This window comes from Microbacterium sp. NPDC055988, from assembly GCF_042269505.1.
Lineage (GTDB): Bacteria > Actinomycetota > Actinomycetes > Actinomycetales > Microbacteriaceae > Microbacterium.
In genome coordinates this window covers 2,936,816-2,949,674 of the sequence record NZ_JBHJXY010000001.1, presented here as the reverse complement: position 1 = coordinate 2,949,674, position 12,859 = coordinate 2,936,816, and the positions used below count along the sequence as shown (strand labels likewise).

15 protein-coding genes are annotated in these 12,859 nt (G+C 67.5%); 2 read left to right on the top strand and 13 right to left on the bottom strand.

Annotation, left to right across the window (positions count from 1 at the left end):
• Window positions 1-84 precede the first annotated feature (84 nt).
• Complete coding sequence (locus ACFC14_RS14110; RefSeq protein WP_376105656.1) at window positions 85-1,146, top strand: AI-2E family transporter; 1,062 nt, start codon at window positions 85-87, stop codon at window positions 1,144-1,146.
• A gap of 15 nt (window positions 1,147-1,161) precedes the next feature.
• Here ACFC14_RS14110 and ACFC14_RS14105 read toward each other — a convergent pair whose 3' ends face one another.
• The 9 genes from ACFC14_RS14105 to rpsB form a co-directional block, all read right to left on the bottom strand.
• Window positions 1,162-1,878, bottom strand: a complete 717-nt coding sequence (locus ACFC14_RS14105) for an alpha/beta hydrolase (RefSeq protein ID WP_376107203.1) — start codon at window positions 1,876-1,878, stop codon at window positions 1,162-1,164.
• A gap of 2 nt (window positions 1,879-1,880) precedes the next feature.
• Entirely contained in the window at window positions 1,881-2,171 is a 291-nt protein-coding gene (locus ACFC14_RS14100) for a hypothetical protein (protein ID WP_376105653.1), read from the bottom strand.
• A 9-nt stretch (window positions 2,172-2,180) separates the two neighbouring features.
• Window positions 2,181-2,873, bottom strand: a complete 693-nt coding sequence (locus ACFC14_RS14095; protein WP_376105651.1) for a transglycosylase SLT domain-containing protein — start codon at window positions 2,871-2,873, stop codon at window positions 2,181-2,183.
• A 47-nt stretch (window positions 2,874-2,920) separates the two neighbouring features.
• The gene (locus ACFC14_RS14090) at window positions 2,921-3,499 is read right to left on the bottom strand and encodes a DivIVA domain-containing protein (RefSeq protein WP_376105648.1); all 579 of its coding nucleotides are present in this window, start codon (window positions 3,497-3,499) and stop codon (window positions 2,921-2,923) included.
• Complete coding sequence (locus tag ACFC14_RS14085) at window positions 3,499-4,647, bottom strand: phosphatidate cytidylyltransferase (RefSeq protein ID WP_376105645.1); 1,149 nt, start codon at window positions 4,645-4,647, stop codon at window positions 3,499-3,501. Before ACFC14_RS14085 ends, ACFC14_RS14090 begins: the two co-directional genes overlap by 1 nt.
• Window positions 4,648-4,652: 5 nt before the next feature.
• Complete coding sequence (gene frr / locus ACFC14_RS14080) at window positions 4,653-5,207, bottom strand: ribosome recycling factor (RefSeq protein ID WP_029263480.1); 555 nt, start codon at window positions 5,205-5,207, stop codon at window positions 4,653-4,655.
• Window positions 5,208-5,275: 68 nt separating this feature from the next.
• A complete protein-coding gene (pyrH, locus tag ACFC14_RS14075; RefSeq protein ID WP_017830711.1) occupies window positions 5,276-5,992 on the bottom strand; it encodes a UMP kinase in 717 nt (238 codons plus the stop codon).
• Between the two features lie 92 nt (window positions 5,993-6,084).
• Window positions 6,085-6,912, bottom strand: coding sequence for a translation elongation factor Ts (tsf, locus tag ACFC14_RS14070; RefSeq protein ID WP_021200481.1), 828 nt, complete (start codon window positions 6,910-6,912; stop codon window positions 6,085-6,087).
• 42 nt (window positions 6,913-6,954) lie between these two features.
• Window positions 6,955-7,905 (bottom strand): 30S ribosomal protein S2, encoded by a 951-nt coding sequence (gene rpsB / locus ACFC14_RS14065; protein ID WP_376105640.1) that lies wholly within the window; start codon window positions 7,903-7,905, stop codon window positions 6,955-6,957.
• A gap of 305 nt (window positions 7,906-8,210) precedes the next feature.
• Here rpsB and ACFC14_RS14060 point away from each other — a divergent pair, with 305 nt between their 5' ends.
• Window positions 8,211-8,735: a murein hydrolase activator EnvC family protein gene (locus ACFC14_RS14060; RefSeq protein WP_376105637.1), complete on the top strand. Its 525-nt coding sequence runs from the start codon at window positions 8,211-8,213 to the stop codon at window positions 8,733-8,735.
• Window positions 8,736-8,784: 49 nt separating this feature from the next.
• Here ACFC14_RS14060 and ACFC14_RS14055 read toward each other — a convergent pair whose 3' ends face one another.
• From ACFC14_RS14055 to ACFC14_RS14040, 4 genes are all read right to left on the bottom strand, one after another.
• A complete protein-coding gene (locus ACFC14_RS14055; protein WP_376105634.1) occupies window positions 8,785-9,687 on the bottom strand; it encodes a tyrosine recombinase XerC in 903 nt (300 codons plus the stop codon).
• Between the two features lie 65 nt (window positions 9,688-9,752).
• Window positions 9,753-10,946, bottom strand: a complete 1,194-nt coding sequence (dprA, locus tag ACFC14_RS14050) for a DNA-processing protein DprA (protein ID WP_376105631.1) — start codon at window positions 10,944-10,946, stop codon at window positions 9,753-9,755.
• Window positions 10,943-12,472 (bottom strand): YifB family Mg chelatase-like AAA ATPase, encoded by a 1,530-nt coding sequence (locus ACFC14_RS14045; RefSeq protein WP_376105628.1) that lies wholly within the window; start codon window positions 12,470-12,472, stop codon window positions 10,943-10,945. The genes dprA and ACFC14_RS14045 overlap by 4 nt, the downstream gene beginning before the upstream one ends.
• Entirely contained in the window at window positions 12,469-12,831 is a 363-nt protein-coding gene (locus ACFC14_RS14040) for a YraN family protein (protein WP_376105625.1), read from the bottom strand. Before ACFC14_RS14040 ends, ACFC14_RS14045 begins: the two co-directional genes overlap by 4 nt.
• Window positions 12,832-12,859: the final 28 nt, after the last annotated feature.

Here is a 12,859-nt window from a genome sequence, read left to right as displayed (position 1 = left end):
CAGTGCAGGCTGGACCGGCACGTCGCGCGCGGCGTTGCGCGGCGTCTGGATACCCTTGCTGCAGCCGTTTCGAGGAGTCGTCGCATGAAGATCCACAATCCGTTCCGCACCGCCCTCGTGGCGACGCTCGGCGTGGGACTGGGGATCCTCCTGATCAACAGCGTGGAGACTCTCTCCAGCGTCCTGCTCTATGTCGGCACGGCGCTGTTCCTGAGTCTGGGGCTCGATCCACTCGTGTCCTTCCTCGAGCGTCGTCGGCTCCCCCGCTGGCTGGCCGTGTTGGTGACGATCCTCGCCGTCCTCGCGATCTTCAGCGGGATCGTGCTGATCATCCTCCCCGTCCTGGTGGATCAGATCTCGCAGCTCATCGCGCAGATCTCGGCGATCGTGTCGCGAGGCAACCTGATCCCCGACCTGAAGGAGTGGATGCAGGACACCTTCCCGAACCTCCTTGTCGATGACGTCTTCACCTATGTGACGGACTGGCTGACGACCAACCTCGCCGAGATCGGCGGATCCATCGGCCAGGGCGTCCTCGTCGCCAGCGGCGCCGTTCTGAGCGGACTGTTCGGCGCGTTCATCGTCCTCATCCTGACGATCTACCTGACCGCCTCGACGCCGTCGCTCAAGCGTGCCGTCTACCAGCTCGCCCCGTCGTCGAAGCGCGACCGTTTCATCGATCTGTCCGAGCAGATCACCGACTCCGTGGGCTATTACGTCATGGGGCAGGTCACCCAGGGCGTGATCAACGGCGTCCTCAGCGCGATCTACCTCTCGATCATCGATGCGCCGTTCCCGGCCGTTCTCGCGATCATCGCCTTCTTCTTCTCGCTGATCCCGCTCGTCGGCACCTTGACCGGCTCGACGATCATCGTCCTGGTATGCCTCATCCCCGGGCTCGGGTCACCCGGGATCGCGATCGCCGCGGCCATCTACTACCTCGTCTACATGCAGATCGAGGCTTATGTGATCTCGCCGCGCATCATGAGCCGCGCAGTCGCCGTCCCCGGCGCAGTGGTCGTCGTCGCGGCCCTTGCGGGTGGCAGTCTGCTCGGGTTGCTCGGGGCGCTCATCGCGATCCCCGTCGCCGCGAGCATCCTGATCATCTATCGGCAGGTGCTCATCCCGCGGATGAACGAACTCTGAGCGTCCGGCACTCGATCAGTCCGCCGGCGGCCAGTGCGTGGCGAGGGGCAGCGCCGACGGGTTCACTGCGGCCACGATCTCGGTGAGCACGCGCCGCGTCTGCGTCTCGCCGACCCACAGGTGCTTCCCGCCCTCGACAGCGATCAGCTGCGCGTGCGGAATCGAAGCGAAGCGTTCGCGTGCCTCGTCAGGCCGCAGGTAGTCGTCCAGCTCCGGCACCAGCACGACGAGCGGGACTTCGCTGGCAGCCCAGGCGGCGACCTCTTCATCCGTCGTCCGATGCAGCGGCGGAGACAGCAGGATCACACCGGCGACGTCGTGATCACGTCCATACTTGAGCGCGAGTTCGGTGCCGAAAGACCATCCGAGCAGCCACGGTCGCGGGAGCGCCCGAGCACGGATGAAGTCCATGGCCGCCGCGACATCGAACTGCTCGGCCGCACCGCCGTCGAACGCGCCGTCGCTCGTGCCGCGGGGCGACGTGGTTCCTCGCGTGTTGAACCTCAGGACCGCCAAGTCAGCCAGCGCGGGAAGCCTGGCTGCCGCTTTGCGGATGATGTGGGAGTCCATGAAGCCGCCGGCTGTCGGCAGCGGATGCAGGGTGACGAGCGTCGCGACCGGCGGCACGCTCTCCGGGAGGGCGAGCTCTCCGACCAGAGTGAGACCGTCCGCCGTCTTCAGCTCGATGTCCTCCCGCTCGGCGGGAAGCTCCAGCGGCCCTCGAATCTCCATGCTCACGCGATCCTCCAACAGTGTGTGTGCCAGTGCCGGCGCGCGGCGAGATCAGCGGCATCGCCGAGGACGCCGTCAGCCCGCCAAGCGACCAGGTGTGCGGTTCCCGCCACGATCGACTGCGCACAACCCGGGCAGACGTAGTCCTTCTGCGCCTGAGCGGACGACACCGGCTGCACGGTCCATTCGCTGCCGCGACGGGTCTCCGAGCGCTTCCATCCGGCGAGCAACCGCTCGAACGAGTCGTCGTCGGCTTCCGGGCGCGCCGGAGGGCGTCTGCGTGAGCGAGGCATCGCTCCTGCTCACCACCAGTGGTTGTTCGTCCAGAAGCTGTACGCCCCGGCCCAGCTGCCGTAACGGCCCGTGGCGTAGCCGGTCGCCCAGCGCAGGTTGTCCACCGGGTCGTAGCCGTTACCGGGCACCTTGCTGCAGGGAAGGGCTTGAACCAGGCCGCACGCGCCCGAGGACGAGTTCGTGGCGTTCGGATTCCACCCGCTCTCGCGCGACACGATGTAGTCGACGTACTGCCAATCGCTCTGCGCGATCCCGGCGGCGGCCATCCAGTCCGCGGGAGCACCGCCTCCTGAATAGGGGGGCAGAGTGCCGCCCGAGGATCCGCCCTGCGATCCCGTGGAGGCAGTGGCTGCCGGCTTGGGCTTCGGCTTGGGCTTCGGCTTCACGTACACCTCGAACGTGCCGCGCTCCACCGGGGTGATGGCAGCACCGCTGACGGTGACCGTGAGGTTCTGCGTGTCGGCGAGAGCCAGCGAATAAGCGGAATCCGGGGCGTCGGACTTCACGGGTTCGGCCAGAGCGACCCCGGTCGGTGCCACGAGTGCTCCCGCGAATCCGACGACGGCGAGAGCGCTCAACACGCTGACGACGCCGCGTCGGCGAGACCCTCGACGAGTGCCCGTGCGCGCGGATCCGTCCCTCGCTGCGGGCTGCAGCGAAAGGTCGCGTCGTTGGGGGTTCATGTCGTTTCGGGAGTTCACGATGAAGGACAGTCTACGCAAAGGCGCCTGGGACGACCATCAGGAACTCAGCGAACGGCCAGAATCACGTCGATCGTGGCGTCGAGGAGCCCATCGACCTGCTCCTCGCGGTAGCCGCCCCGCTGCATCCGAAACGCTGCCGATCGCAGCTGCTCGGCGGAGAGTGGATCGCCATCCCGGAGATAGCGGACGATCCTGGTCGAGACATGGTCGACCTCGTCAATGCGGTAGCCGAACGTGAGCACCCCGGTGCGGGCGAAGCGCCGGCGTCGAGGTCGCGCCAGGTGGTCCAGAATGACCTGCGCGTCGGCTCTCGCCTGCTCGACCCACACCTCGGCACCCTGCGCGCGCACCACACGCTCGCGCTCACGCGCGGCGAAGGCATCTTCCACGCGACCGAGCGCCGCGTCGACGTCGGCGACGACATAGCCGCCCTTGACGAGCGGAAAAGACGCCGCGCGCACATCATCGGCGCCCAGCTCGTCGGTACCGGACTCGAACGCTCGTCGAGCGGACGCGAGGAACGCGTCGACGGCAGCACGGTGATATCCGCGCTCGCGCCCGGATGTCAGTGCGAACGCCGGCGGAGCGTCCGCCGTCCGCTCCGCGATCTGCTCTTCGTTCATCACAGCACCACCCAGGGAGAGAAGAGGAAGTAGAGGCCGAGCGCCGGGATCGTCGAGGGCAGGATGCTGTCGAGTCGATCGAGGAGACCGCCGTGCCCGGGAAGCCAGGAGCTCATGTCCTTGATGCCGAGATCACGCTTGAGCATGGACTCACCGAGATCGCCCAGCGTCGCCGACAGCAGGATCGACACTCCGAAGATCACACCGGCCCACCACGGCAGCTCGAGAAGGAAGATGGCCAGGAGCACGCCGGCGACCAGGGAGGCGAGCACCGCTCCGCCGAACCCCTCCCACGTCTTCTTGGGGCTGATCTTCGGGGCCATCGGGTGCCGCCCGAACGCGAGACCCGCCGCATACGCACCCGTGTCGGCGGCGACCGCGATGGCGATGAAGCTCAGAACCCACCATTGGCCGCCCTCCTGTTCGAGGAGGATGAGGGCGACGCCGGCGAGGAAGGGAACGTAGACCTGGACGAATCCGCTGATGACCGCATCGGCGAGGACGTCTCCGTAGGTGCGTCCGTCTTTCGCGACCATCTGTGCGATGAGTCGCCACACGATGACGAACGCGACGGCGACGAAAAGCATGACCCAGGACAGCCACGGCTCGGCGAAGTAGGCCGAGAGCACCAGGAAGGCACCGGCAACCAGCTGAGGGATGACGTCGATCCGGCGGCCGGACGCCCGAAGCGCCCGGGAGAGTTCGTACACGCCCAGCAGCGCCGCAGCGAGAGCGAACGGTACGAACAGCGCCTTGACGAAGAGCAAGGATGCGAGCAGCGCCGCTCCGAACGCCAGACCGATCAGGATCGCGAGGACGAGATCACGTCCCGTGCGCTGCTTGATCCGTTCATTCGCCTGATCGATCTGATCCCGTGCATGGGAGACGTGGTTCTCGAGCTCGTCCCTCGCCGCCCGCCATTGCTCGCGGATCGCATTGTGGTCCGCCGTATCCAGCGGACCACCAACGACGGATGTCCCGCCGCCCGCCGACGCCGGAAGGGGTGGACGAGGCGGGATGGCTTCCGCATCGAACGTCGGGAAGGCCGCGTCTGCGAGCGGGACGCCGTCAGCAGGCGTGCCGTCACGCGCGTCTCGGCGCGTCAGCGGCTGCCTGTCCTCCTCGGCGTCACGCGTTTCGTCAGACATCCCGACTACACCTCGAGGAGTTCTGCCTCTTTACGCTTCAGCGCGTCGTCGATGAGGTCGACGTGCTGACGCGTCAGGCCGTCCAGCTCCTTCTCGCCGCGGGCGATCTCGTCCTCGCCGAGTTCGCTCTTGAGCGCATCCAGCTCGTCCTTCGCCTTGCGGCGGATGCCACGGACATGGACCTTCGCGTCCTCGGCCTTGGTCTTGACGAGCTTGACGTACTCCTTGCGACGCTCCGCCGTGAGCTCGGGCATCGTCACACGGACGAGGTTGCCGTCGTTCGTCGGGTTGACACCGAGGTTCGGCATGTCGCGGATGGCCTGCTCGATCGCCTTCAGCGCCGACTTGTCGTACGGCGTGATGATGAGCGTGCGTGCCTCCTGGTTCGCGAGCGAGGCCAGCTGCGCGATCGGGGTCGGCGTGCCGTAGTAGTCCACGAGGACCTTCTGGAACATCTGCGGGTTCGCACGCCCGGTGCGCACCGTGGAGAAGTCCTCCTTGGCAGCTTCGACCGCCCGGTTCATACGAGTGGTGGTTTCAGCGAGGACGTCCGCGATCACGGTGGCTCCTATCGTCGGGGTGTTCTGCAAATTCTATCGGGCGAAGCAGTCTCCGCCGTGTCACACACTCAGGCGGTGACGAGGGTTCCGATGGGCTCTCCGAGCAGGGCCCTGGTCACATTCCCCGCCGGCTCCATGCCGAAGACGCGCATGTCCATGCTGTTGTCCATGCAGAGGCTGAAGGCGGTCGAGTCGACGACCTTGAGGCCGCGCTGCAACGCATCGCGATATGTCACGCGCTCGATGCGCTCGGCATCGGCGTGCTTGTTCGGGTCGGCGGTGTAGATCGCATCGACGCCGTTCTTGGCGACGAGGACCTCGTCCGCCCCGATCTCGAGCGCGCGCTGCGCTGCGACGGTGTCGGTGGAGAAGTACGGGAGTCCTGCGCCGGCGCCGAAGATGACGACACGGCCCTTCTCGAGGTGACGCTCGGCGCGACGCGGGATGTAGGGCTCGGCGACCTGGGTCATCGAGATCGCGGACTGCACACGGGTGGCTGCACCGGCCTGCTCGAGGAAGTCCTGGAGAGCGAGGGCGTTCATCACCGTGCCCAGCATGCCCATGTAATCGGCACGGCCTCGATCCATGCCGCGCTGGCTGAGCTCCGCGCCACGGAAGAAGTTGCCGCCGCCGACGACGATCGCGACCTCGACCCGATCGACGGCCGCGGCGATGTCGCGGGCGATCTGGGAGACGACATCGGGGCTGACACCCAGCTGCCCCGCTCCGAATGCCTCTCCGGAGAGCTTGAGTAGGACGCGTCGGCGTCCGGTGCGTTCAGTCATGGGTGGGTGTCCTCTCGTCCCGATTCAAGATAGTGCCTCGTGGGCATGAAGAAGGGGTTCGGATCATGGCGATCCGAACCCCTTCGACCTTGCTACGCGCCGACCTTGAAGCGCGCGAAGTCCGTCACGGTGATACCGGCGTCCTTCGCCACCTGGGCGACAGAGAGCTTGTTGTCCTTGGCGTAGTCCTGCTCGAGCAGTGCGACCTGCTTGATGAACGCAGAGACACGGCCTTCGACGATCTTCGGGAGCGCCGCTTCCGGCTTGCCCTCGTTGCGAGAGATCTCGGTGACGATCTCGCGCTCCTTCTCGACAGCGTCCGCCGGCACGTCCTCGCGGGACAGGTACGACGGGTTCGCGAACGAGATGTGCTGGGCGATGCTGCGCGCGGTCTCGGCGTCGTCACCCGAGTAGGCGACGACGACGCCGATCTGCGGCGGCAGGTCCTTGCTCGTGCGGTGCAGGTAGACCTCGACCTTGTCGCCGGCGATGGTGCGCACGCGACGCAGTTCGACCTTCTCGCCGATGATCGCGGCCTCTTCGGAGATGACCTGCTCGACACTCTTGTCGCCGGCGGATGCGGCGAGGGCAGCGTCGACCGAGTCGGCCTTGACCGCTGCGGCGGCGTCGGCGACCTTGTCGGCCAGCGCGATGAAGCGCTCGTTCTTCGCGACGAAGTCGGTCTCGCACGCGAGCTCGATGAGCGTCACAGCGCCGTCCTGCTCGCGAGCGACGATCAGTCCCTCGCTGGTCGAACGGTCAGCGCGCTTCGCGTTGCCCTTCGCACCCTTGAGACGCAGGATCTCGGTGGCCTTCGCGACGTCTCCGTCGGCCTCCTCGAGCGCCTTCTTGGTGTCGACCATTCCCGTGCCGAGCTGCTCACGCAGGGCCTTGAGGTCAGCGATGGTGAAGTTGGCCATGTGTGGTGGCTCCTTGCTTCGTTAGGTGTGTGTACGAGGGGATTACTTGGCGTCAGCTGCCTCGGAGGCGGCGACCTCAGCGGTCTCCTCACCGGAAGCGGCGGCGATCGCCTCGTCGTGAGCCTCAGCACCGGCCTCGTCGGCAGCGGTCTCGTCGGCGGCGGGCGTCTCGACGACGGCAGCAGCGTCGTCTGCGTCGGCGACCTCAGCAGCGTCAGCGGACTCCTGGACCTCCTGGGCCGGAGTCTCGAGGAGCTCCTTCTCCCAATCGGCGAGCGGCTCGGCGTCACCCGTCTCCGGGTTGTGCTTCTGCTGCAGGCCCTCAGCCGCGGCGTCGGCGATGATGCGGGTCAGCAGCGAGACGGAGCGGATCGCGTCGTCGTTGCCGGGGATCGGGTACTGGAAGTCGTCGGGGTCGGCGTTGGTGTCGAGGATGCCGATCACCGGGATGCCCAGCTTCTTGGCCTCATCGATCGCGAGGTGCTCGCGCTTGGCGTCGACGACCCAGATGGCCGACGGCGTCTTGGTGAGGTTGCGGATACCGCCGAGGGACTTGTGCAGCTTGTCGAGCTCACGCTTCTTGAGCAGGAGCTCCTTCTTCGTGAAACCGCTGTTCGCCGGGGTCTCGTAGTCGAGCTCCTCGAGCTCCTTCATGCGGGCGAGACGCTTGGAGATCGTCTGGAAGTTGGTGAGGAGTCCACCGAGCCAGCGCTGGTTCACGAAGGGCTGGCCGACGCGCGTGGCCTGCTCGGCGAGGATCTCCTGCGCCTGCTTCTTGGTGCCGACGAAGAGGATCGTGCCACCGTGGGCGACGGTCTCCTTGACGAAGTCGTAGGCCTTGTCGATGTAGCCCAGCGACTGCTGGAGGTCGATGATGTGGATGCCGCTGCGCTCGGTGAGGATGAAGCGCTTGACCTTCGGGTTCCACCGACGGGTCTGGTGTCCGAAGTGCACGCCGCTGTCGAGCAGCTGGCGGATGGTGACCACAGCCATGGTCGTCTCCTGGTTCTGGCGCGTTTCTGCGCCGTTGAGGTTGTCAAGCCGATCGGATGATCGGACTTCCTGGTGCCCGGCGCACACCCGCCCTCTGGTGAGAAGGACCTGTGGATGTGGATGCCGCGGATGAACCGCTCTGGGCACGCGTAGTCACCCCGATATCGAGGTGCTCCCCCAGCATACAGGATGCCGCGACGACACCCACCCTGCACCAGGGGCGCTTCGACGGAATCGTGCACGCCTGCCGCTGAACGTGCCGAGGTCTCGCGACGGCCCTTCGGCTGAGAGGACACACTCTCCTCATGCGCACTCTGCTCCGAGTGGTTTCCGGAACGACCACGGCCCTGCTCATCTCGCTCGCCCTGTGCACGGCCGACGCCTCGGCAGCATCAGGCGACCCTGCCGAGCTGCCGCGCTGGCGATGGCCGCTGACCGGCGTGAGGGCAGTCGTCGAACCATTTCGGGCGCCGGCGCACGAATACGGTGCGGGTCATCGCGGCGTCGATCTGGCCTCGTCGATAGATGCGCCCGTCACAGCTCCTGCGGATGGCACTGTGGCATTCCGCGGGACCGTCGTCGACCGCCCGCTCCTGACGATCCAGCACGCGGACGGCCTCGTCAGCACCTTCGAGCCACTCCGAACGACACTGGATCCCGGCGATGCCGTGTCGGCCGGGCAGGAGATCGGATTCGTCGACCTGGGCGGTCACAGCGCGGCGGGAGCGCTGCACCTCGGCGTGCGACGACATGGCAGCTACATCAACCCGATGCTCCTGTTCGGCAGCGTCCCTCGGGCCATCCTGCTCCCCTGCTGCGACAGTCTGTGACCGATTCCTTGAGACCAGGACCGACCGAGTTCAAGCATGCCGGGGGGCGTCACGCGCGGGGATGCGCCAGCCGATAGGTAGCGGTCAGGCGTTCGGCCGAGACGTGTGTGTATATCTGGGTCGTGCCGAGGCTGGCATGACCCAGTATCTCCTGGACAGCCCGCAGGTCGGCGCCCCCGTCGAGAAGGTGCGTGGCGGCCGTGTGCCGTAGTGCGTGCGGGCCGATCGTCTCCGCACCGACGACGGGTGCCAGCACCCTGGCCACCAGCTCGTAGACCGCGCGCGGTCCGATGCGGGCGCCTCGACTCCCCAGCATCACCGCCGGTGTGAAGGTTCGCCCCCTGGCCACCAGGACGGGCCTGCCGCGACGGAGATATGCCTCCAGCGCGTCCCTTGCCGGAGCACCGTATGGCACGACCCGCTCCTTGGCGCCCTTCCCGAGCACACGGGCTGTGCCCCGGTCGAGGTCGAGGTCGTCGACGTCGAGCCCGCACAGTTCGGAGACGCGGATGCCGGAGCCGTAGAGCAGCTCGAGGATCGCGTGATCGCGCAATGCGATCGGATCTCCCGCCTCGGCCGCAGCGCGATGCGTATCGAGCAGCCCTGACATCGCGTCCCTGGACGCGACCGTCGGCAGCGTACGGCCCTTCTTCGGTGCGATCAGCCGGAGGCTCGGATCATGGGCTATGAGCTCACGCTCGTGCGCCCAACCGAGGAACGACCGGGCAGCAGCGGCCCGCCGGGCGAGCGTCGATCTCGCATCCCCCCGCTGCGTCGCACGCCAGAGCCAGTCTCTGAGCACCTCGAGGTCGACGGCCTCGAGGTCGACAGCACCCGCCGACGTCTGGAGGTCTCGGAGGTCCGACCGATACGCCTTGACCGTCGCCGGCGAGAGCCGACGCACCCGCTCCAGGTGGTCGACGAACGCCTCGGTGGCGACCGCAAGATCCATGACTTCAGCATGCCGCTGCGCGGGCGTCCCCTCTTGAGCCTCGCCGAGTTCTCCGCGGATGTCGCTCACGTGTTCTGCGACGGCTGCGCCCGGTGCCACCCCTTTTCATCGAGTGCAACATCCCCTTCCAGGTGCAGCAGCCCGAGGCAAGACCGCACCCGATCGGGAGACAGACCCGACCTTCGGGCGATCTCCTCGACCGAGAGCCGAGACCTCGTACTCATCGCGTCGAGGACTCGCGTGCGATTCGGGTCGTGCTCTTCGCGCTCGGCACGCGGCGGCTCGATCAGCCCCCACAGCTCGCGCACCTCTCGCGCCGAGGTGACGCACTGCGCGTCGTACTCTCTGAGCAGCCGGTGACACCCCGCAGATGAGGCCGACGTCACCGGTCCGGGAACCGCTCCGAGCGGGCGACCGAGCGTCGCTGCATGCCCCGCGGTGTTCAACGAACCGCTGCGCCAGCCAGCCTCCACCACCACAGTCGCCTGCCCGAGCGCAGCGATCAGTCGATTCCTCGCGAGGAAGCGCCATTTGGTCGGGGCTGCTCCGCACGGCGGTTCGCTCACCACAGCGCCCTCGACCGCAATCTGCTGGAGGAGCCTCTGATGACCGATCGGGTAGGCGCGGTCGACCCCGCCGGCCAGGAAGGCCACGGTTGCTCCGCCTGCACCGAGGGCAGCGCGGTGCACGGCACCATCGATTCCATACGCGCCCCCGGAGACGATCACCGCTCCCGAGGCCGCGAGATCTCCGCTGAGTTCCGCCGCGACATGTTCGCCGTAGCTGCTGGCGGCCCGCGCTCCGACCATGGACACGCGCGGCTCCCTCACGAGCAGATCGACGTGCCCGCGCACCCACAGCGCGCTCGGAGCATGGTGCCCGAGGTCATCGAGGCTCACCGGCCACTGCACATCGCCGGGGATGACCAGCCGCGCTCCGACATCACGGGCGCTGTGAACGGCCTGCCGTACCGCTCGAGGATCCGCGCGCGGGCGCCACCGGGCCCTGGCCTCCGCCAAGGCCCGAGACGCCTGCCCGCTCCCCGCGCCTGAGGGGATCAGCGCCGAGCCATCGCCCAACGCTGCCGACAGCGCCTCATCGGCGCCCAGTGCCTCGATCAGCGCGCCCGCGACCGCATCGCCGGGTTCGGCGATAACACTCCATGCAGCGCGAGCCACGCACTCCGCGACGGCATCGCCCGGGTGGATGCGGCGGACCGCTGCGACGATCTCAGGGTCGTCCAACAGTTCGCCCATCATCCGGAGAGCCCTCTCCGCAGATGCAGCGCACGGCCGATCTCGTCTGATCCGGGTCGGTCGATCCCTCCCAAGTCGGCCATGGTCCACGCGACTCTGAGCACGCGGTCATAGCCCCGCAACGTCAGTGCTCCGCGTTCCAACGCACGATCGAGCGGCGATCGGGTCGCTGGCGAGAGCCGCTGAGCCCCCTGACGGAGCCACGTCCCCGGCACATCTGCGTTCCGCTGCCAGGGGGCGCCTTCCCACCGCTGGGCCGCACGCTCGCTCGCCGCGAGGACACGTGCCCGCGCCTGAGAAGTCGTGGTCCTCACCCCCCGATCGTCCGTCGCGTATGACGAAGCCACCCGGGCGACGTGCAGGTCGATGTCGATCCGATCGCGGAGCGGTCCGGACAATCGTGTCGAGTACCGCCGGATCGCCATGGGTGGACACACACACTCGGATCCCCGCACGCCGTGATTCCCGCACGGACAGGGATTCATCGCGAGCAGCAGCCGGAACTTTGCGGGAAATCGGGCCGTGAACCCCGCCCGGTGCACCTCGATGACCCCCGATTCGAGCGGCTGGCGCAGCGCATCGAGCGCGACACGAGAGAACTCCGCAGCCTCGTCGAGGAAGAGCACGCCGCAGTGCGCCCGCGCGATGGCCCCCGGACGCGCGGTGCGCGACCCGCCTCCGATCAGCGCTGCAACGGATGCACTGTGGTGCGGGGCCTCCAGCGGTGGAGTCCGGTCGAGCGCCGGGATGAGATCGCCACTGAGCGAGCGTATCGAGGCGACCTCGAGCGCCTCCTGCTCCGCCAGCGGCGGCATGATTCCGGGGAGCCGTCGGGCCAGCATCGTCTTTCCCGCCCCAGGGGGCCCGCTCAGGAGCATGTGATGCCCACCTGCGGCCGCGACGATGAGCGCTTCGATCGCCTCGTCCTGTCCGACGACGTCGGACAGATCCAGGACGGACGGTTCTTCGACCACCGGCGAGGCCATGTCGACGGCCTCGACCTCCGGCGTTTCGACATCGGCCCCGTGCCACACTGCGACCTCGGCGAGGGAGGCGGCAGCACGCACGTCGATCCCGGTTACCAGCCTCGCCTCCGCTTCATTGGCATGAGGAACGATCACTCTTTCGAACCCGGCGCGCGCGGCAGCGAACACGGCCGGGAGCACACCCGGTACGGGTCGGATCCGACCGTCGAGTCCGAGTTCCCCGACATGCACCGTGGCTGCGATCGAGCGCGGTTCGATCGAGCCACCGGCAGCCAGAGCTGCCACGGCGATCCCGAGGTCGAAACCCGCTCCGTGCTTGGGAAGGCTCGCCGGAGACAAGTTGACCGTGAGTCGTCGTCGAGGCAGGTCGAGTCCGGCGTTCTTGCACGCGTTGTGCACCCGCTGGACCGCTTCTGCGAGCGACTTGTCGGGCAGCCCGATGATCCGGAACTCGGGCGTCTGGTTCGACAGGTCGGCCTCGACTTCGACGAGGTGTCCGTCTACTCCGGTGAGTGCGACCGCCCACGTTCGCGCTGTGCTCATGCGATGTCCACGAGATGCTCGAGCGACCCCAGGAACGGGTCCGGGCCGATGATCCCGATGACCTCGAGACGCACGGCGCGGGTGCGAGCCACGTCGGGATGTGCAGCGACCCACGCCTGCGCGAGCTGCCAGAGCCGGCGGCGCTTTCGTCGATCGACGGCTTCGAACGGGTGACCGAATGCCGCTGTGCGCCGCGTCTTCACCTCGATCATCGCCAGTTGATCGCCCATTGCGGCGACGATGTCGATCTCTCCCTGCGCACACCGCCAGTTCCGGTCGAGCACGGTGTACCCGTTGCCCGTCAGATACTGCGCTGCGCGCTCTTCTCCCGCTCGGCCGAGGTCATCTTTTGCTGCCATGCCCTCAGCATTGCGATCCCCTCCACGG